Consider the following 20,371-nt stretch of genomic DNA (forward strand, 5'->3'; position numbering starts at 1 on the left):
GTTACAGTATGGTGCCGCCTTTCGTCAGCAGTTCCTCACGCGCGTCCATCTCCTCTTTATGCTGCTTACCGTGGTGCGAAATCGCGGTGCGCAGACGCTGCTGCTGGGTGTAGCGATCTTCACGGCTGAGCTCTGCATCATCGCTTAATTCAATCAGCAGCTCGTTCATGTGGATAATCACGCTCTCTTCGATGGCAGCATCGACGCGGGCGATAACTTCGTTTAAATGTGACATTGTCACTCCTTGTTATGTGCCCGGTGGCGCTACGCTTACCGGGCCTACGGGTGCCAAATGTAGGCCCGGTAAGGCGTAGCCGCCACCCGGCTAAAAAGGCTTAGTTCAGCTTCGCTTTCGAGAAATCGCTGCCCATAAGGCTTACGCTGTACCCGGTCACGTTGCTGCGGGTCGCGTAGAACGTTTTCCCGTTTGCGAGCGCAATCCACGGCGCCTGCTGGTAGAAAATCTCCTGCGCCTGGCCATAGAGCTTCGCGCGCTCGGCAGGGCTGCTGGTCAGCTTCGCTTTTTGCACCAGACCATCATACCCCTTATCGCACCAGCGCGCGGCGTTTGAGCCGGTTTTAATGCTGTTGCAGCCGAGCAGCACGTCGGCAAAGTTGTCCGGGTCGCCGTTGTCGGACATCCAGCCAAACAGCGCGGAGTCATGCTCGCCTTTACGCATTCCGGAAAGATATTCGCCCCACTCGTAGGAGACAATTTTGGCCTTCACGCCGACTTTTGCCCAGTCGCTCTGGATCATCTCCGCGATACGACGCGAGTTCGGGTTATACGGACGCTGAACCGGCATTGACCACAGCGTGACTTCCGCGCCCTTCTCCAGACCCGCCTGCTTCAGCAGGGCTTTCGCTTTTTCAGGATCGTAGCTGTAGTCCTTCAGGTCTTTATTGAAGCCCAGCATATTTGGCGGGATCGGTGATTTTGCCACCGTGCCCGATCCCATAAACACCGCATTAACGATAGCCTTCTTGTCAGTCGCGTAGTTGAGCGCCTGACGCACCAGCACGTTATCAAACGGTTTTTTCTCGGTATTAAACGCCAGATAACCAACGTTCAGCGCATCGACGGCGTGCAGCGTCAGGTCTTTGTTGTTCTTGATGGCGTCAAACTGTACCGGGGATGGCGCAGGAATAATCTGGCACTCGTTGGTCTGCAGCTTCGCCAGGCGGGTTTCCACGTTTGGCGTAATGGAGAAAATGAGATGCTTCGTCGGCACCTCGCCTTCCCAGTAGTTAGGGTTCGCGACGTAGCGGATCAGCGAATCCACTTTGTACTGCTGCAGCACGTAAGGCCCGGTACCAATCGGCCAGGTGTCAACGTTTTCAGGCGTGCCTTTTTTCAGCATTGCGTCGGCGTATTCCGCGGAGAGAATCGAGGCGAAATCCATCCCCCAGTCGGCCAGAAACGCGGCGTTGGGTTCGCTGAGGGTGAACTGGACGTGATAATCATCGACCTTTTTAACGTCCTGGATCAGCTTATCGAGACCGACATCATTAAAGTACTCGTAGTTGCCCTGCGACACGTTGTGGTACGGGTGTTTAGGGTCTTTCTGACGCATGACCGAGAAAATAACGTCATCGGCATTAAAGTCGCGCGTCGGTTTGAAGTATTTGTTGCTGTTGAACTTCACCCCTTTACGCAGGGCAAAGGTATAGGTCTTGCCATCCGGCGAAATCGTCCAGGACTCCGCCAGCGACGGCACCGGGGTGTTTTTCACCGGGTCGAAATTGATCAGACGGTTATACAGCACCTGAGAGCTGGCCACAAAAGACGGGCCAGAGCTGGCGATTTGCGGGTTGAAGGACTCGGGGGAGGCTTCTGAACAGTAAATAAGGGTGTCGTTATTTGCCGCCCATGCGGCACCGGCTGGTAACAGCGCGCTCAGCGCAAGGGCGAGCAGTGTTTTCCCTGTAGACATGGTTATAACCCTGACAGTTTTATTATATAGGACAGTAATAACAGCACAGGCGTTTTGACCTGGCAAATAACGAAACACTATCAGGTTATTCTAAAGCCGCGGTTTTTGCTGTTTTAACCGCCAGCGCCCAGAAAGCCGATTTGCCTTAAGTGCCATTATTCGTCAAGCACAACCGTCACTTTCTATGCCTCAAGAAATCGGCGCTTTTAGCGTCTCTTCCTCCGTTTGGTTGCGTCCTCGGTTCGTTAAAGTAATGGTGTGAAGAAGTATATGGGATCAAATCGTGGCAAAAACTCTTTTACGCAGCGGTAATCTGGATGATTTTCAGGCCGTTGGCGGCGGCGGACAAGCCGTTTTCGAATCAGCGTTGCAAATCCGGGAAGCGCTCCGGTTGCGCAAACAACAGGCCATCGTCGACTGTCTGGCGATTCCTCAGGTCAACGACAGCGGCGACCGCGTGGACTGGTATTCCCCGGTTGAAGGGAGCGTAACCAGCTGGAAAGCGGCCGATGAAGATGATCGCTATCGCGCCCTGCGCTATCTGGAAAACACGCTCGCCAGCGTCGAGTCATTAAGCAAGAAATGCCTGCAGTCGCCTAAAACCGCGCAACAGCTTTTTGGCTCTCTGCTGTCGAAGGCATTTCAGTTCCCGGGCGAAAACTTCCTCTTCCTGGTGGACGGAAAGCCGGTCATCAGTTTCTGGGGATTTGTAAACCTCAACGAGAACGCGCGCGACGATGTCCTCGACTGCCTGCGTGAATCGCTGATCCCTGAGCCAGCCCCCGTTGTGATTGACGATCCTGAACCCGAGTCTGAGCCAGAGCCGGTGATGACCTTTGAGCACGCTGACGAGCCGCTGATCGCTCCATCCACGGTGGTGCGTATTACGCCGGAGGAGCTGTATGAGCCCGAACCGGCCCCTGCCGTTGCACAACCTGTTCAGGCGCCTGCTCCAGCGAACGTCGTGAAAAAGCGCCGCGTTCCCCTGTGGACCCTGCCGGTTGCCGCCGTGATCGTCGCCGCCGTTGCCGCTCCGCTGCTGTGGCCAAAACAGGCGCCTTCCGCTGAGCCTGCTCCGGCTCCCACACCTGAACCCGTGGAGATTGCGCCAAAACCGATCAAGGCGGTTGAGCCGCTGGCGATGAAGCTACCGCTGCATCAGGCGGAGGTCGTGGCCAGCAAAGAAAAAGAAGCGGCTCCGGCTGAAGCTGCGCCACAACCCGCTCCGGTGGTGATTGTCGCCATTCCGAAAGACGCCATGGTGATGGAAGCGAATCAGGTGAAAGCGGGATCGACGCGCTTCCTGAACGGCACCTGGCGCGCCATCCTCGACGTGAAGGATCCGGTGACCGGCAAGCCGCCTTCGCTGCGCTATCAAATCCAGAACAATAAAGGTTTCGCCCGCGTTGTCCACGGCGACAACATTGTCTGCCGCGCGGAGGTCTTCTCCGGCCTACACAGCAATGGCGAACTGATGATTAAGAGTCGCGGTACTGCCCGCTGCACCGACGGTTCCCGCTACCCGATGCCGGAAGTGGCCTGTAAAGCAGGCACCAGCGATATCGCAGAATGTCGCGCCCGTTATGATGCCAACACCGTCGTCCCACTGACGTTCAAGAAAGCAGGTGCCTGATCCTATGCTGGTAAATCTTTGCGACTATAAACAAAGCGTCACGCTTATTGCCAACAGCGGCGTGCAGTTCCTCGATTTCGGTCTGACGCCGCAGGACTCCGCCAGCAACGGGCGCTTCGTACGTAAAACCGCGAACGGCCCGCTACTGCGCCTCGATTTCGACCTGGTCAACGGTCGCTATACCCTGCCGGGCATGAACGGCGGCCAGCCTGAAGTGGTCAAGCCGGAAACCACTATCCCGCTGCATCAGTCGCTGGCGGTACTGGATGGCGTCTGGCTTCCGGTTCCGTTCCTGCGCTTCAACCCGCCGCGGACCTTTGTTGAAGGGCCGGATAACTGGGCGCGCGTTCAGGTGCGCAAGCTTGACACCCCGGACACGGCAGGCAATACGCACCGCGTCACGCTCGCGCTTGACAGCCAGATTGCCGACCATGCCACATCCGCGCTCTCTCCGGTGGAAAACGATATTCTGAACGGGACCCGCTTCGCGCTGGCGTGGCGCGATAACGAGGTAGACAGTTTCCTCGATCAGACCTGGATTGACGGCTGGCTGCGCGAGGCGTTTACCCAGTATGCCGACGGCGTTGAGAACCGCTCTGAACGCGACCTGCAGCAGGCGATGCGCAGTTTTGAATATCAGGCCCACTGGCTTAACCTGCTGACCATGCTCGGTGAACAGCTCACCGTACCGGAAGTGAAATTTGTCACCCATACGCTCAGCACGCCTGCCATTCCGGTCGACCTGATCCTCGACGTGGGCAATACCCACACCTGCGGCGTCATTATTGAAGACCACGGCGATGCCAACGATGGGCTGCGCCAGACCGCCGAGCTGCAGGTCCGCTCGCTCAGCGAGCCGCAGTTTCTGAACGAACCGCTGTTCACCAGCCGTCTCGAGTTTTCGGAAGCGCGTTTTGGCAAGCAGCACTTCTCGGTGGAAAGCGGTCGCGAAGATGCCTTTGTCTGGCCGTCGATTGTCCGCGTAGGTGATGAAGCCCGCAAGCTGGCGATGCAGCGTCTGGGCACCGAGGGCAACAGCGGTATCTCCAGCCCGCGTCGCTACCTGTGGGATGAAACCCCGGTCGTGCAGGACTGGCGCTTTAGCCAGATGAACAGCAAGACCCAGCGTGAACCGCTTGCCACCGCGTTCCCGCTGATGAACCTGATGAACGATGACGGCGAGCCGCTCTTCACGCTGCCGCAGGACGAGCGCCTGCCGGTCTTCTCGCCGCAGTACAGCCGCAGCACCCTGATGACCCATATGCTGTGCGAGCTGCTGGCACAGGCGCTGGGGCAGATCAACAGCGTCGCCACGCGCCTGCGCCTGGGCTTCCCGGCGTCGCCGCGCCAGCTGCGCACGCTGATCCTGACGCTGCCCTCCGCCATGCCAAAGCAGGAGCGCGAGATCTTCCGACGCCGCATGTTTGAAGCCATCGCCATTGTCTGGAAAGCGATGGGCTGGCACCCGCAGGATGAGGATTTTGTCACCCGCAAACAGCAGGAAAAAAGCGTGGTGCCGGTACCGGAAATCCAGATGGAGTGGGATGAAGCCAGCTGCGGTCAGCTGGTCTGGCTGTATAACGAAGCCATCTCCCGCTTTGGCGGCCAGACCGAGGCCTTCTTCGCCTCCCTTGCCCGTCCGGACCGTGAGCCTGAGCCGGGCAGCCAGCCGGGACGCGCGCTGCGCGTCGCGTCCATCGACATCGGCGGCGGCACAACGGATATGGCGATCACCCATTACCAACTGGACGACGGCTCCGGCAATAACGTCAAAATCACCCCGCAGCTGCTGTTCCGGGAAGGGTTTAAGGTGGCGGGCGACGACACGCTTCTGGACGTGATTCAGCGCTACGTATTGCCCGCCCTGCAAACGCAGCTGCAAAAATCCGGTATCGCAGACGCCTCGCTGCTGATGGCCTCGCTGTTCGGCGACTCCGGGCGCATTGATACCCAGGCCGTACTGCGCCAGCAGACGGCGCTGCAGCTGTTTATGCCGCTTGGCCATGCGATTCTTGCCGGGTGGGAGTCCAGCGACGTTGACGATCCGCTGGCTGGTCTGCACGCCACCTTTGGCGATCTCCTGCCGCAGAAGCCGACCCGCAACGTGATGAACTATCTGCAGCAGGCGATCGACCATGCCCTGCCTGCGGGTTCTGACGCTTTTGACCTGTTCGCCGTGCCGCTGCACGTCAATTTCCGCGAAATGCAGGATGCGATGCTGGCCGGGCAGTTTACGCTGGCCTCCCCGCTCCACGCGGTGTGTGAGGCGATCTCCCATTATAGCTGCGACATTCTGCTGATCACCGGACGCCCGGGCTGCCTGCCTGGGGTTCAGGCGCTGATTCGCCACCTGCAGCCGGTGCCGGTCAACCGCATCGTCTGGCTGGATAAATACCAGGTGCATGAGTGGTATCCGTTCAGCCAGCAGGGACGCATTGGCAACCCGAAATCGACCGCTGCCGTGGGGGCCATGCTCTGCAGCCTGGCGCTTGACCTGCGTCTGCCGCGCTTCAACTTTAAGGCCGCGGACATTGGCGCGTATTCCACCGTGCGCTATCTGGGCGTGCTGGATAACACCGTCAATACCCTGCGCGAGGAAAACGTCTGGTATCAGGATATCGATCTTGATAAACCCGGTGCGAAGCTTGACGCGCGTCTGCACTTCCCGCTGCGCGGTAACGTCACCCTCGGCTTCCGCCAGCTGGCGAACGCGCGCTGGCCGGCCACGCCGCTCTACACGCTCAGCATTAACTCGGCCGAACTGGCAAAAGCGATTGCCGGCGACGGCGTGCTGAACGTGCGGCTCAAACTCTGCGGCGGCAGCAAGCATGAAGGCCCGGAGGCCTTCGAGCTGAGCGATGCCTGGCTGCAGGACGGCACGCCGGTGGCGCCTGACGCCTTAACCTTCAAACTGAATACCCTGGCCGACCGCCGACACAGCGGCAGCCACTACTGGATCGACAGCGGGAGCGTATACCTGAAATGACAGCGACGACCACCACCACTCAGGCCTTAATCGGGTGGATCAACGAGACGCGCCTGAACGCCCCCGTGCTGGATAACGATGCCGACGCCCTGCTTGCCCGCATCAACGCGGCGCAGGCGCGCGAGCAGGCCATTGAACGCGCCATGACCCGCCAGAGCAGCATCGGGCTTTACGGCCATTCGCAGAGCGCGAAAGCGCACCTGCTGTTGTCGCTGTGCGGCAGCGGCAATGGACGCCTGAACGTGACGCCAGGCCAGCGCACCTTTGACTATTTTTCGCATATCAATCCGGGACATGCCCTGACCAACATGGCCGTCCGCTTCACCCGGGAAACCCCGGAAGCGCTTGACGAGGCGTTTCCGCTGCGCCTGAGCCTGGTCACCGAGGCCGAGCTGGTGCAGCTGTTTATTGCCCGCACGACGCTGCATCCGCAGATGCGCGCGGTGGATAAGGCGGTCATTGAGACCCGCCTGGAGAAATGGCGCGGTCTGCGCCAGCCGCAGAGCGTGCCCGGCATCACGGCGCAGGACGTGGGGGCGATTGCCCGCTTCTGGCAGAGCACGGTACCCGCCGCGAAACAGCAAATTGATGATGCCCTGTGGCACGAGTTCGCCCAACTGGTGCCTTCGCTCGATCTCAGCACCCGCGCCAGCGTCTGGTCGCTGCTGTGGGGCGAGCAGCAGGAACTGACCCAGCAGTGGTTAAATCTGGCCCATGTGCTGCACCAGACCAGCCATGCCAGCGAGATTGCGGCCCCCCTTAGCCTGCTGGTGGACAGCTTCGGGCTGCCTGGCGAAGAGTTCCTGACGCACGACGGCTCGGTAGCGCTGCAGAATACGCAAGAGACGCTTCTCCATCCGCTGAACAACGGTGAAATGCTGAACGCCATCAGCCTCCCCGTCGATGTGCTGGCCTTCCTGACCCGCGAGCTGGTGCTTCCGGTTGAGAACGGCGCGCTGGATAATGTCGATATCATTGATATCCCGGTGTTTGAAGACCGCCATGCCGATCCGCTACGCCAGGCAAAATCCCAGTGGCTGCTTGAGCACTACCGTCAACAGCTCCAGCCGGATGTGCTGGTCATCTGCAACGCGACGGCGCAGCACGAACAGACGGCCAAAAAAGCAAAAGTGTTAATGAACTGGGTCAGGGAGACGCAGCCTGCGGAAGAATCTGCCCTGCTGGGTCTGGTATGGGCGATCACCCCGCACGACGCTCGCTTTACCACCCGGCAGAATCTCGATGAAGCCGTACAGCATCTGCTCGGGAAGCCCGGCCTGCGCTGGGGCACGCTGCAGGCTCTGGACAGCCACAGCATGCAGCGCGTCATTGAGTGGCTGTCTCAGGCCACGCTGCCCGCGCAGCGACAGAAGCGTCTCGGCACGCTCAAAAACGCGCTGCGTCTGGAGCTCTCGGCGATGATGCAAAGCTACCTGGCACCGCTGGTTGAGGAGCCAGGTATCCGACGCACTCAGGCAGAAAACATGGTGCGCACGCTGCAAAGCAGTGCCGCCCGCCACGGCGAGCTGCTTGAAGGCCTGCTGCCGCCGCTGAAGGCCTTTGAAACGCTGTTGGCCGTTCAGCAGCCGCGCGAGGAGCAGGTTAACGGGCTATTTACGGATACCATTGACCTGTTTGCCGAGAACGCCCAGGAAAGCGCCGGTCTGTACCAGACCAAAGACAAAGCGCGCCTGGCGCACAAAGTCTGGATAAATCATCTGCGCCAGTGGAGCCGCAACGAGGCGACAGCCGCCCGTCTTGGGATGGATCCTGCGGTATTGCAGCAAATTGCGGATGTGCTGGTGGTCACCAGCTACCGGCTGGATCTGCCTCAGCAGCTGCAGCGAATTGTCGAAGCGGATAAGAGTAGCGCTGCGCAACTGCATGCCGTGATGGGCAATTTCATTGGCTGGCTGGGTTACGACAAGACGCCCGTGGCGACGCGCCCGGCAAGCCGCATCCGCAAGGGGCAGGCCATCTTCGTCACCCCGGTGGTGAGCAGCGCCGAGCCCCGCCTGACGCGTCTGGGTGAACAGCCGGTCCATGCGGCTACCGCGTACGTTTACGACTGGCTGGTCGCGCTCTATAGCCGCGCGATCGAGAACATTGATTACCAGCACCCGCATGATGTTCAGCCTGACGCTCGTCAGGCACTACGGGCTTTAATAATGTAGCCGCCTTCTTGCCGGGTGGCGCTGCGCTTACCCGGCCTACATTTCGCAACGATGATAAATTGTACAATAATTACATCGTCATACACCCGGCTAATGCCTGCGCCAGCGCAGAGGGGTTTTCCCACGACATAGAGTGCCCCGCCGCAGGGATAATTTTTACCTCAACGCCTTTCTGTTGCAGATTTTCCACATCGTCATCCGGCAGAGAGAGCTCGCCAAAAATCAACGTTACCGGGCAAGGAAGTGACAGGAACTGCGCTTCCCATTCCGGTTCAACGCCCGCCACCAGGCTGGATGCACCGCGCCAGACGGCATAAGCCGCATTGCTCTGCAGGCACCCTGCCCACGCCGTTTTTTCTGCGCTGAGCATGGCGTCGTAACCCTGTTCCAGAAACTGTTGCTCGCTTTGCGCCGCGATTGACCGGCTGAACATGCCCCCACCCGCGTGAAAATTGGGTTCTGACACCATCAGCCCCTTCACGCGCGTAGCCAAAAGCCCCGCCGTTTCGATAGCAATACTGCCGCCCATGCTGTGGCCGTATAACCAGAAGGAATCCAGTTTAAGATGGTCAATCAGCTCCGCCACAACGTGCGCCTGGTCGGTGGTTTTGTAGCTGTAGTGCTCAGGCTTATCGCTGTAGCCGCTGCCGGGCAAGTCGATGAGAATCGCTCTGCGTGCGCCAAACAGCGGGTCACGAACGACGCGGGGATATTCATAGGAAGCGGCGCAGCCCAGCCCGTGAATGAACACCACGGGATCGCCAGAGCCGGGCAAGTCGTGCCAGCGCACGGTGCAACCGGCCTGCTGCGAGTAAAAACTGTTCATAAGCACTCCTTTTATGATGAACTGTATATTTATACAGCTATCACATCAGGAATGCTATGTTCATCTTTTAAAACTGGAAGCGTGCTTCAGAAAAGCGAGACCAGCAGCGCAACGGGAAAGCTCATTGGCCAGGTTGACCCCACCAGGAAAGCGCTCAGCAGGCGGATACGTTTGCGGTCTTTTGAGAGGAACCAGGTGATTAACGCGCAGATGGAAGCCATAATTGCGTAAAAAACCAACATCTTTTGATACAACGTCATTCTGTATACCAGAGCCGAAAAAATAACCGCACGCAATATGCGTCATATGTTGACACAGATCAAGTTTTTTCGTTACAGAATAACCACTTAAAAATTATGGCTAATAACAATTGAGTATCTTATGTAACACATCTGGCGGGCAAAGAGAACGCCTGACCGCGCAAGCGGCCAGGCTAAGCGGATCAGTGTTTGATCATCACATGCCGCACAACCGTATAATCCTCAAGCCCGTAGACCGACATATCTTTCCCGTAGCCCGATAATTTCATGCCGCCGTGCGGCATTTCGCTCACCAGCATAAAATGGGTGTTCACCCAGGTGCAGCCGTACTGAAGGCGCGCGCTCAGGCGATGGGCGCGCCCCACGTCTTTGGTCCAGACCGATGACGCCAGGCCGTACTGCGAATCGTTTGCCCAGGCCAGCACCTGCGCCTCGTCATCAAACTCGGTGACGCTCACCACCGGGCCAAACACCTCGCGCTGAACGATGGCGTCGTCCTGTTTTGCACCCGCCAGCAGGGTTGGCTGGAAGTAGTAGCCCGCCCCCTCTTTTTTGCTCCCGCCGGTGACAACCCGGATATGGCCGAGCGCTTTCGCCTCATCGACGGCCTGACAGACGCGTGACAGATGGGCGGCCGAGCTGAGCGGTCCCAGTTCGGTCGAGGTGTCTTCAGGCGCCCCCATTTTAAGGCTGGCGACTGCGGCACCCAGTTTTTCTACCAGTTGGGCATAGATTCCCTTCTGGGCATAAATGCGGCAGGCTGCCGTACAGTCCTGCCCGGCATTGTAGAAGCCAAACGTCCGCACCCCTTCGACCACCGCATCCAGATCGGCATCATCAAACACGATCACCGGCGCTTTGCCGCCCAGCTCCATATGGGTGCGTTTAATCGAGGACGCCGTATGGCCGATGATATGTTCCCCGGTCGCAATCGAACCGGTCAGCGAAACCATGCGGACCTTCTCGTGCCCGGTGAGCGGGTCGCCGACCGTTTTCCCGCGACCAAACAGCACGTTCAGAACGCCCGCCGGGAAGATATCTTTTGCCAGCTCTGCCAGCTTCAGCGCGGTCAGGGGCGTGATCTCAGAGGGCTTTATCACCACGCAGTTCCCTGCCGCCAGCGCGGGGGCCAGCTTCCAGGCTGCCATCATCAGCGGGTAGTTCCACGGCGCGATAGAGGCCACCACGCCCACCGGGTCGCGGCGAATCATCGAGGTGTGACCGTCAAGGTACTCGCCCGCTGCCAGACCGTTCAGGCAGCGAGCGGCCCCGGCAAAGAAACGGAAAACGTCGACCACCGCCGGAATTTCATCCCCCAGCGCGCAGTGCAGCGGCTTGCCGCAGTTGAGGGACTCGAGCCGGGCAAATGCCTCACCGTGCGCTTCAATCGCATCCGCCAGCTTCAGCAGGCACTCGGCGCGGGTTTTCGGCGTCGTTTGTCCCCACGCCGCAAAAGCACGGTCAGCCGCCAGCACCGCCGCGTCGACCTGGGCCGCTGACGCCTCAGCAATCTCCAGCAGCACCTCTCCGGTGGCCGGGTTATAAACCGGCTGTTTTTCACCCTCTCCGGCAACCAGCTCACCGTTTATCAGCAGATGTTTTTGCATAGCATTTTCCTGTTGAAATCACTGTTATTTCCCGCTGCCAGCAATGTTTTCGCCGTCGCGGGTTAGCCACCAGGCTCCCAGAATGGGGATAGTTGTCACCAGCATCACCAGCAGAGCCACGACGTTGGTGACGGGCACGTCGCGCGGACGCCCGAGCTGGTTGAGCAACCACAGCGGTAACGTGCGCTCGTGTCCCGCCGTAAACGTTGTGACGATGATCTCGTCAAACGACAGGGCAAACGCCAGCATTCCCCCGGCCAGCAGCGCGGAACCCAGATTGGGCAGCACCACATAGCGGAAGGTTTGCCACCCGTCAGCCCCGAGATCCATTGACGCTTCCACCAGGCTCCAGGAGGTGCGTCTGAACCGGGCAATCACGTTGTTAAACACCACCACCACACAGAAGGTGGCGTGTCCGACCACGATGGTGAAAAACCCCGGCTCAAGATTGATCGTTTTGAAAGCCGTCAGCAGCGCCAGGCCGGTGATGATCCCCGGTAACGCAATCGGTAACAGCAGCAGCAGAGAGATCGCATTCTTGCCAAAAAACGCGCTTCGCCACAGCGCCGCTGCAGCAAGCGTGCCAAGCACAAGGGCTATCGCGGTGGAAAGCGCGGCAATTTGAAGTGACAACGTCACGGATTCGATAATATCGCCGCGCCCCGCCGCCACGCTAAACCACTTCAGCGTCAGCCCCTGCGGCGGAAAGCTGAAGGCGGCGTCTTCGGTGTTGAAGGCATAGGTCGCGATGATCAGCAGCGGGAAGTGCAGGAAGATGACGCCTCCCCACGCTGCCACTTTCAGGAACAGCGGTGCGCGTTCAGAGTGCATCGAATGCTCCCAGACGTTTCACGAACGCCAGATAAAGAGAAATCAGCACGATGGGAACCAGCGTGAACGCGGCGGCCATCGGCATATTGCCGATAGCGCCCTGCTGGGAGTAGACCATGTTACCAATGAAGTAGCCCGGCGGCCCCACCAGTTGTGGAACGATGAAATCCCCCAGCGTCAGAGAAAAGGTGAAGATTGAGCCCGCCGCAATGCCCGGAATGGCCAGCGGCAGAACGACATAGCGAAAAGTCTGGCGAGGACGCGCGCCAAGGTCGGCTGAGGCCTGCAGCAGCGAGGCCGGCAGGCGTTCCAGCGCCGCCTGGACGGGCAGGATCATAAACGGCAGCCAGATGTACACGAAGACCAGAAACCGTCCCAGCCCGGAGGTGGACAAGGTGTTGCCGCCAATTGCCGGGAGCGTCAGGATTGAGGTCAGAATCGGCTCCAGGCCGAGATGGCTGAGAAACCACTGGGCCACGCCGTCCTTCGCCAGCAGCAGCGTCCAGGCGTAGGCTTTAACGATATAGCTCGCCCACATTGGCAGCATCACGGCGATATAGAAGAAAGCCTTCCACTTGCCGCTGGTGTATCGCGCCATGTACCAGGCCATCGGGAATGCGAGGATGGCGCTGGCAATGATCACCGCAATCGCCATCGTTAACGTGCGCAGGATGATGTCGTAGTTTGCCGGGTTGAAAAGCGCCTGAATGTTCGCCAGCGTGAGATCCGGCGTGACCGCCATGGTGAAATCGTCAAAGGTGTAAAACCCCTGCCACAGCAGCGTCAGCAGCGACCCTAAATAGACGATGCCAAACCACATCAGCGGCGCAAGCAGAAGCAGGAACAGACCGAGCGACGGCTTTCGCCAGAACAGGGCCGTCATGCGGCTCAGACGGCCGCGCGGGGCGGGAGGATGCGCAACGCTCATATCCATTTCACCCCTCCTCGTGAAGGCGGATCATCGCATCGCGTGACCATGACGCCATGACCGCCTGCCCCGGCGCAATGCCGCTCAGCGGCGAGGCGTCACTGAAGTTAGCCTGGCTCACCAGCAGTTTGGCGCCATCGGCGAGCTTCAGCTCCAGACGCGTGGCAGCCCCCTGATACTGAACGGCCTGCACGACGCCCTGAACCTGAACGTCACCCTGTTCATTAAGGCGAATATGCTCCGGGCGCAGGGAAAAGGTGCCCTCCATGCCACAAAGCGTCTGCGCAAGGCCCGCATCAAAAACGTTGGAGGTGCCGACAAATCCGGCGACAAACGGCGTGCGCGGACGCATGTAAAGATCGCGTGGGGTATCCACCTGCTCGATACGCCCGTTATTGAACACCGCCACCCGGTCCGACATGGAAAGGGCCTCGCCCTGATCGTGGGTGACGAAAATAAAGGTGATGCCGAGTTCCTGCTGAAGTTTCTTCAGCTCGAACTGCATCTGTTCCCGCAGCTTGAGATCGAGCGCCCCTAAAGGCTCGTCCAGCAGCAGGACGCGCGGTTCGTTTACCAGCGCGCGGGCGATGGCGACACGCTGACGCTGGCCGCCGGAAAGTTGCGAAGGTTTGCGGGCGATGGCAAAGCTCAGGCCCACTTTTTCCAGAGCATCGCGGGCCTGCGCATGGCGTTTTTTCTTGTCGACGCCTTTGACCATCAGCCCGTAGGCGACATTGTCGAGGATCGACATATGCGGGAACAGCGCGTAGTCCTGAAACACGGTGTTCACGTCCCGCTCCCAGGGGGGCAGTTCGCTTGCCTCTTTGCCGAAGATAGAAATCGTCCCGCCTGACAGCTGTTCAAAACCGGCGATCAGACGCAGGCAGGTGGTTTTGCCGGAGCCCGAAGGCCCCAGCATGGAGAAAAACTCTCCGTCGCGGATCGCAATGGTGACCCCATCCACCGCCCGGACGTCGCCGTACAGACGGGAAACATTGTTAAACTCGACTGCGTACGTCATGTTCTGCTCCCGGGCAATTAACGACCGCCCATGATGGCGATGTAATCCTGCGTCCAGCGGCTGTAAGGGACAAATTTGCCGCCTTCTGCGATGGGGGTTTTCCAGAACATGATTTTGTCGAACTCATTATAACCGTTTGTTTCGCAGCCTTTATCGCCCAGCAGCGTGCTGGCTTTACACCCTTCCGGCACCACAGGCAGGGAGCCAAACCATGCGGCCAGATCGCCCTGCACTTTTGGCGTCAGCGACCAGTTCATCCATTTGTAGGCGCACATCGGGTGTTTAGCCTGCGCGTGCAGCATGGTGGTGTCCGCCCAGCCTGTCACCCCCTCTTTCGGGAAGACGGTGGCAATGGGCTGGTTCTCGGCCTTCAGGGCATTCGCCTGATACGGCCAGGCGCTGGAGGCCACCACGCCCTCGTTTTTGAAATCGCTCATCTGGACGGTGGTGTCGTGCCAGTAGCGGTGGATCAGCGCATGCTGGTCGCGCAGCACTTTCAGCACGGCGGCATACTGTGCTTCGGTGAGCTGGTAAGGGTCTTTGATACCCAACTGCGGCTGGGTCGCTTTGACGAACAGCGCCGCATCGGCGATATAAATCGGGCCGTCATAGGCCTGCACGCGTCCCTGATTGGTTTTACCGTCCGGCAGATCCTGTTTGGTAAAGACGACGCTCCAGCTGTCCGGCGGTGTCGGAAAGGTTTTGGTGTTGTACATCAGCAGGTTTGGTCCCCACTGGTACGGCGTGCCGTAGACTTTACCGCCGACGTTAAACCATTCCCCTTTCACAATCCGCTCGTCGAGGGTTTTCCAGTTGGGGATAAGATCGGGGTTAATCGGCTGGACGCGTTTGCCCATGATCAGCCGCAGGGAGGCATCACCTGAGGCGGTCACCAGGTCATATCCCCCTTTCGCCATCAGGCTGACCATTTCATCCGACGTGGCCGCCGTTTTGACGTTAACCGCACACCCGGTCTCTTTTTCAAACTGGGTGACCCAGTCGTAGTTTTTATCCGTCTGCCCCCGCTCGATGTATCCCGGCCAGGCGATAATATCCAGTCGACCTTCCCCGTCGCCAATGGCCTTTGGTGGTTCTGCGGCTTGCGCGGCCATGATAGTCATGCCGAGCGCGCACAGGCTGCTGCGGGCAAATTTTTTGCTCATAAGAGTTACTCCTGTCGCAATGAAATTTAGCGGCAGCCGTGCCGTAAAAATATCTCCCTTATTAAACGTAGACCGCGCAAATGCGCCGCACCGTTCGGCTTCAGGAAATTTCATCAAGGTGTGACCGAGGGCGCATTCCCCGTTAACTGGATTATAGACAAGGGGTTAGGCGCGAGAGACGGTATGCAGATTTCCTATGACGGGTCACCGCGAAATAGTCGCAGCGCCGTCATCAGGATAAGAATTGATTATTTAAATAACGGAAAAAGAATTATTCCAGCATCGTGCTAATTAATTTTCCTAACTGAATGACCGCCTGCTCTTCCCGCTCTCCCCAGGCCCAGGAGGTATTAAAACGAAAGAACGGCGTCCACGCGTCAGAGGTGGAAAACATTTTTCCGGGAGCAATGCTGATGTGGTGCGTTAAGGCCTTTTCGCTCAGCAGCCCCGCGTCCAGCTGTGCCGGCAGTTCCAGCCATAAAAAGTAGCCGCTGTCGTTATGGTGAATTTTAACGCCTGCAGGCATATGGCGAAGAAGTGACTGCCAGGCCTGCTGCTTTCGCTCGGCCAGCGTACGCCGCAGGCGGCGCAGGTGGGCGTCGTAGCGTTTGGTCGCCAGGTAATCCACCAGCGCCAGCTGCATGGGAGAACTGGTTGAAAGCGTGCTCATCAGCTGCAGCTGCTGAATGCGCCGCGCGTGTTTTCCTGCCGCCACCCAGCCGATGCGAAAACCGGCCACCAGACATTTTGAAAATGACGAGCAGTGTAGCGTCATGTCCTGACGATCCCACGCTTTCGCCGGGAGCGGCTTTTCACGTCCAAAATAGAGCTCGCTGTAGACGTCATCTTCAATCAGCGGGACGTTGTGCTGGGTTAACAGGGCGACAAGCTGGGCTTTTTTCTCCGCGCTCAGCGTGAAGCCGAGCGGGTTTTGGCTGTTAGTCATGATCCAGCAGGCTTTAACCGGGTATTCATTCAGCGCCTGCTCTAAGGCATTGAGATCGATCCCCTCGCGAACGTCCGTCGCAATCGACAACGCTTTGAGCTTCAGGCGTTCCAGCGCCTGCAGCGCACCGTAAAAACAGGGGTTTTCGACAATCACCCAGTCACCCGGCTCGGTTACCGCCTGAAGGCTAAGATTCAGCGCTTCGAGCGCGCCTGCGGTGATCACGATCTCTTCCGGGGAGATGTTCATCCCCTGCTGCGCGTAGCGGCGGGCAATAGCATGGCGGAGATCGACGTTTCCCGGCGGCAGGTTCTCAATCACGCTCATCGCCGTCGCGGTTTTGCTGACGTTTGCCAGCGAACGGTTGAGCTGCTGAAGCGGGAAAAGCCTGGGGTCGGGAAACGCGGAAGCAAAAGGAACAACGGACGGGTCGCGGCTGGCCTGTAAGACGTCGAAGATGTAGGTATTGATATCCACCGCTTCGTCACGCATCACCTGAGCGGGTGGCGCAGGCTGTTGTGCGGTCGGGCGCGAGGCAACGTAATAGCCCGACTGCGGTCTGGCGACAATGCGCCCCTGACTTTCCAGCATCTGATACGCGTGGCCAACGGTCATAAAACTCATGCCGCTGCTTGCCACCTGCTCTCGCAGGGAAGGCAGCTTATCGCCCGGCAGCCATACGCCAAGCTCAATCTGCGAGATAATTTGTTGCGCCAGACGCTGGTATTTTTTCATCAGATTCTCCTTATTGCCGACAGTGTATATCAGCAGGAGAAAAAGAGAAGATTTAGCGAACTGTTATATTCTGGAAGATGAATTACTTACGGTATTCGGTCACGTGGCTCTGAGCGGAACGCGCGGCGGCCAGGTGGTCGAGCGTGATCATCGACGATTTGCAAAAAATGCATTTCGCGCCAAACGGGTTTTTCTCAGACACATCAAAGGCTGAGGTACGGTACTGCGAGCCATGACAGCATGGGCAGCGAAAATGGATATATGAAGTCATAGGTTTCTCCTGAAACGTAAAAACGTAAATTACTAATGGGCCGATTGGGCATAATGGTTTTAAACAAAACGAATCGGAATGTAGATAAAGACCCAAGAGAGGCTGCGGAGAGGCACAACGTGATGAGAACTGCTTTATAAAACTACGTCAGATATTTATTTGGACTCAAAACCAGAAGGCCATTAACGCACGACGCTGACGACAAAACAAGCGGTTTAATGCGGAAAAATCATAAAAAGAATATTTTTATTCCACAACGGCGAGGTATATCAGATGGCTAAAGCGTGAAATTTACGCCAACTGTTATGGTTAAAATTCGCTTTTCTGCGTCTGCTCGTCCGATCTTCGCCCCTATACCATAACAGCACACCGTTTGACATTGAGGCTGTGCATGTTTGGTTTAGATGCTTTTCACCTTGCGCGGATACAGTTTGCCTTTACCGTATCCTTCCACATTATTTTCCCGGCCATTACCATTGGTCTCGCAAGCTATCTTGCCGTGCTCGAAGGGCTGTGGCTGAAAACAAAAAATCCGGTCTGGCGCTCGCTGTACCATTTCTGGTCGAAGATTTTTGCCGTCAACTTTGGCATGGGCGTGGTCTCCGGGCTGGTGATGGCCTACCAGTTTGGCACCAACTGGAGCGGCTTTTCGCAGTTTGCGGGCAGTATTACCGGCCCGCTTCTGACCTATGAAGTGCTTACCGCCTTCTTCCTCGAAGCCGGGTTCCTCGGCGTGATGCTGTTCGGCTGGAATAAAGTCGGGCCGAGGCTGCACTTCTTTTCCACCTGCATGGTGGCACTGGGGACCATTATCTCCACCTTCTGGATCCTCTCCTCCAACAGCTGGATGCAAACCCCGCAGGGCTATGAGATCGTCAACGGTCAGGTGGTGCCGGTGGACTGGTTCGCCGTGGTGTTTAACCCCTCCTTCCCTTACCGCCTGCTGCACATGTCGATAGCCGCGTTCCTGAGCAGCGCCCTGTTTGTTGGCGCATCCGCGGCATGGCATCTGCTGCGCGGGAATAATACCCCCGCCATCCGGGCAATGTTTTCAATGGCGCTGTGGATGACGCTGATTGTCGCGCCCCTCCAGGCCATGGTGGGCGATATGCACGGGCTGAACACCTTAAAGCACCAGCCCGCGAAAATTGCCGCCATTGAAGGGCACTGGGAAAATCCACCGGGCGAGCCTACCCCGCTACTGCTGTTTGGCTGGCCGGATATGGAACAGGAGCGCACCCGCTTTGGACTGGAGATCCCCGCACTCGGCAGCCTTATTCTGACGCACAGTCTGGATAAACAGGTACCGGCGCTCAAAGAGTTTCCAAAGGAAGACCGCCCAAATTCCACCATCGTCTTCTGGTCGTTCCGCATTATGGCGGGCCTGGGCATGCTTATGCTGCTGCTTGGGGTGACGGCACTCTGGCTGCGCTATAAAAAGCGCATTTATTCTTCCCGTCCTTTCCTGTGGTTTGCCCTGCTGATGGGGCCCTCCGGGCTGATTGCTATTCTGGCCGGGTGGATCACCACCGAAGTGGGCCGCCAGCCGTGGGTGGTCTATGGGCTCCAGCGCACGAAGGATGCGGTTTCTGCCCATGGCGATTTGCATATGAGCGTGAGCCTGCTGGCCTTCTTCGTTGTTTACACCTCGGTATTTGGCGTGGGTTACAGCTATATGGTGCGCCTCATCCGTAAAGGCCCGCAGCCGCATGAATCTTTCGCCACCGAGTCCGACGGACGTCCGGCGCGCCCGCTTTCTGCCGTCACAACTGAACATAAGGAGCAGCCGTAATGGGTATCGATCTTTCCATTATCTGGTTTGTGATCATCGTCTTTGCCACGCTGATGTATATCGTGATGGACGGTTTTGATCTGGGGATTGGCATTCTGTTCCCGGCCACGCAGAACGCCGACGATCGCGATGTGATGGTTAACAGCGTCGCGCCGGTCTGGGACGGGAATGAAACCTGGCTGGTGCTGGGCGGGGCCGCCCTGTTCGGCGCCTTTCCGCTGGCCTACGCCGTGATTATCGATGCCCTCACCATTCCGCTCACATTAATGCTGATCGGTCTTATTTTTCGTGGCGTAGCGTTTGAGTTTCGCTTTAAAGCCACGCCAGCACACCGTCCTTTCTGGGATAAGGCATTTATAGGCGGTTCCATTCTGGCGACGTTTACCCAGGGCGTGACGGTGGGCGCCGTCATTAACGGCTTTAGCGTCACCGGCCGGGCCTATACCGGCGGCCCCTTTGACTGGTTTACCGCGTTTAATCTGTTTTGCGGCGCGGGCCTGGTGGTGGCCTACGCGCTGTTAGGCTCGACCTGGCTGGTAATGAAAAGCGAAAATGCATTGCAACAGCGGATGCGTCAGGTATCGAAAACCCTGTTACTCGTGCTGCTGGCGTTTATTGCGGCGATCAGCCTCTGGACACCGCTGGCGCAGCCGGCCATCGCGGCGCGCTGGTTTACGTTGCCGAACCTGTTCTATCTGCTGCCCGTCCCGGCCCTGGTGGTGATTTTTAGTTTGTATCAGTGGCGCTGCCTGAATAATCCCGACAGCCATAGCCGACCGTTTATCCTGACGCTGGGGCTGGTCTTCCTCGGCTTTAGCGGGCTTGGGATCAGCATCTGGCCGCACATCATTCCACCGTCAATCACCCTGTGGCAGGCCGCCGCACCGACGCAAAGCCAGGGCTTTATGCTGGTCGGCGCGCTATTGATTATTCCCGTTATCCTGGTCTACACCTTCTGGAGTTACTACGTATTTCGCGGCAAAGTTCAGCATGGGGAGGGTTATCACTGATGCAACAACCGGTCTGGAAAAGATTACTGTGGCTGGCCATTATCTGGGGCGGCAGCGTACTGGCGCTGGCTGCGGTCAGTATGCTCTTCCGTATGCTGATGACGGCGGCAGGGTTTAAATCACATTAACGTCATCCCGGGCAACCGCTGCGTTGCCCGGCTCCTCCCCGCACTTTCAGATAAACCCCATTAACGCATGGCAGAGTATCGTTACACTGGAAAAAGATTCACAGTATTTATAGTTTGAGAAGAAAA

17 protein-coding genes are annotated in these 20,371 nt (G+C 58.2%); 6 read left to right on the forward strand and 11 right to left on the reverse strand.

Features of this window, described 5'->3' with window-relative positions; genetic code table 11:
* Window position 1 precedes the first annotated feature (1 nt).
* Together FHC48_RS01020 and FHC48_RS01025 are read right to left on the reverse strand one after the other, a co-directional pair.
* Entirely contained in the window at window positions 2–235 is a 234-nt protein-coding gene (locus tag FHC48_RS01020; RefSeq protein ID WP_059363594.1) for a YdcY family protein, read from the reverse strand.
* Between the two features lie 100 nt (window positions 236–335).
* Window positions 336–1,934, reverse strand: a complete 1,599-nt coding sequence (locus FHC48_RS01025) for an ABC transporter substrate-binding protein (RefSeq protein WP_059363592.1) — start codon at window positions 1,932–1,934, stop codon at window positions 336–338.
* A gap of 283 nt (window positions 1,935–2,217) precedes the next feature.
* Here FHC48_RS01025 and FHC48_RS01030 point away from each other — a divergent pair, with 283 nt between their 5' ends.
* Genes FHC48_RS01030 through FHC48_RS01040 form a run of 3 tightly spaced genes read left to right on the forward strand, consistent with a single transcriptional unit; the run spans window position 2,218 to window position 8,727 of the window.
* Window positions 2,218–3,567 (forward strand): SrfA family protein, encoded by a 1,350-nt coding sequence (locus tag FHC48_RS01030; protein ID WP_059363590.1) that lies wholly within the window; start codon window positions 2,218–2,220, stop codon window positions 3,565–3,567.
* Between the two features lie 4 nt (window positions 3,568–3,571).
* Window positions 3,572–6,553: a virulence factor SrfB gene (locus FHC48_RS01035; protein WP_059363589.1), complete on the forward strand. Its 2,982-nt coding sequence runs from the start codon at window positions 3,572–3,574 to the stop codon at window positions 6,551–6,553.
* A complete protein-coding gene (locus tag FHC48_RS01040) occupies window positions 6,550–8,727 on the forward strand; it encodes a virulence factor SrfC family protein (RefSeq protein WP_220420488.1) in 2,178 nt (725 codons plus the stop codon). Before FHC48_RS01035 ends, FHC48_RS01040 begins: the two co-directional genes overlap by 4 nt.
* A gap of 70 nt (window positions 8,728–8,797) precedes the next feature.
* Here FHC48_RS01040 and FHC48_RS01045 read toward each other — a convergent pair whose 3' ends face one another.
* The 9 genes from FHC48_RS01045 to FHC48_RS01085 form a co-directional block, all read right to left on the reverse strand.
* The gene (locus FHC48_RS01045) at window positions 8,798–9,553 is read right to left on the reverse strand and encodes an alpha/beta fold hydrolase (protein WP_049121312.1); all 756 of its coding nucleotides are present in this window, start codon (window positions 9,551–9,553) and stop codon (window positions 8,798–8,800) included.
* 86 nt (window positions 9,554–9,639) lie between these two features.
* Entirely contained in the window at window positions 9,640–9,813 is a 174-nt protein-coding gene (locus FHC48_RS01050; protein ID WP_013096478.1) for a GhoT/OrtT family toxin, read from the reverse strand.
* 182 nt (window positions 9,814–9,995) lie between these two features.
* Window positions 9,996–11,420: an aminobutyraldehyde dehydrogenase gene (patD, locus tag FHC48_RS01055; RefSeq protein ID WP_021240249.1), complete on the reverse strand. Its 1,425-nt coding sequence runs from the start codon at window positions 11,418–11,420 to the stop codon at window positions 9,996–9,998.
* Between the two features lie 24 nt (window positions 11,421–11,444).
* Window positions 11,445–12,251: an ABC transporter permease gene (locus tag FHC48_RS01060; RefSeq protein WP_023292290.1), complete on the reverse strand. Its 807-nt coding sequence runs from the start codon at window positions 12,249–12,251 to the stop codon at window positions 11,445–11,447.
* On the reverse strand, window positions 12,241–13,185 hold the full coding sequence (locus FHC48_RS01065) for an ABC transporter permease (RefSeq protein ID WP_059363585.1): 945 nt from the start codon (window positions 13,183–13,185) through the stop codon (window positions 12,241–12,243). Before FHC48_RS01065 ends, FHC48_RS01060 begins: the two co-directional genes overlap by 11 nt.
* 1 nt (window position 13,186) lies before the next feature.
* Entirely contained in the window at window positions 13,187–14,200 is a 1,014-nt protein-coding gene (locus FHC48_RS01070; protein ID WP_059363583.1) for an ABC transporter ATP-binding protein, read from the reverse strand.
* Window positions 14,201–14,217: 17 nt separating this feature from the next.
* Entirely contained in the window at window positions 14,218–15,363 is a 1,146-nt protein-coding gene (ydcS, locus tag FHC48_RS01075; RefSeq protein WP_025910840.1) for a putative ABC transporter substrate-binding protein YdcS, read from the reverse strand.
* A 271-nt stretch (window positions 15,364–15,634) separates the two neighbouring features.
* Window positions 15,635–17,044, reverse strand: coding sequence for a PLP-dependent aminotransferase family protein (locus FHC48_RS01080; protein ID WP_021240253.1), 1,410 nt, complete (start codon window positions 17,042–17,044; stop codon window positions 15,635–15,637).
* A gap of 82 nt (window positions 17,045–17,126) precedes the next feature.
* The gene (locus FHC48_RS01085; protein ID WP_008501286.1) at window positions 17,127–17,315 is read right to left on the reverse strand and encodes a hypothetical protein; all 189 of its coding nucleotides are present in this window, start codon (window positions 17,313–17,315) and stop codon (window positions 17,127–17,129) included.
* Window positions 17,316–17,706: 391 nt separating this feature from the next.
* Between FHC48_RS01085 and FHC48_RS01090 the strand changes: the two genes are divergently transcribed.
* The 3 genes from FHC48_RS01090 to FHC48_RS01100 are packed head-to-tail and all read left to right on the forward strand — an operon-like array spanning window position 17,707 to window position 20,245.
* Window positions 17,707–19,107, forward strand: a complete 1,401-nt coding sequence (locus FHC48_RS01090; protein WP_008501285.1) for a cytochrome ubiquinol oxidase subunit I — start codon at window positions 17,707–17,709, stop codon at window positions 19,105–19,107.
* Window positions 19,107–20,117, forward strand: a complete 1,011-nt coding sequence (gene cydB / locus FHC48_RS01095) for a cytochrome d ubiquinol oxidase subunit II (RefSeq protein ID WP_059363580.1) — start codon at window positions 19,107–19,109, stop codon at window positions 20,115–20,117. The genes FHC48_RS01090 and cydB overlap by 1 nt, the downstream gene beginning before the upstream one ends.
* Window positions 20,117–20,245 carry a DUF2474 domain-containing protein gene (locus FHC48_RS01100; RefSeq protein ID WP_008501283.1) on the forward strand — a complete coding sequence of 43 codons (129 nt, stop codon included), beginning with the start codon at window positions 20,117–20,119 and terminating at the stop codon, window positions 20,243–20,245. Before cydB ends, FHC48_RS01100 begins: the two co-directional genes overlap by 1 nt.
* Window positions 20,246–20,371: the final 126 nt, after the last annotated feature.

This window comes from Enterobacter sp. EC_50, assembly GCF_019584525.1.
Classification (GTDB): Bacteria; Pseudomonadota; Gammaproteobacteria; order Enterobacterales; family Enterobacteriaceae; genus Enterobacter; species Enterobacter roggenkampii.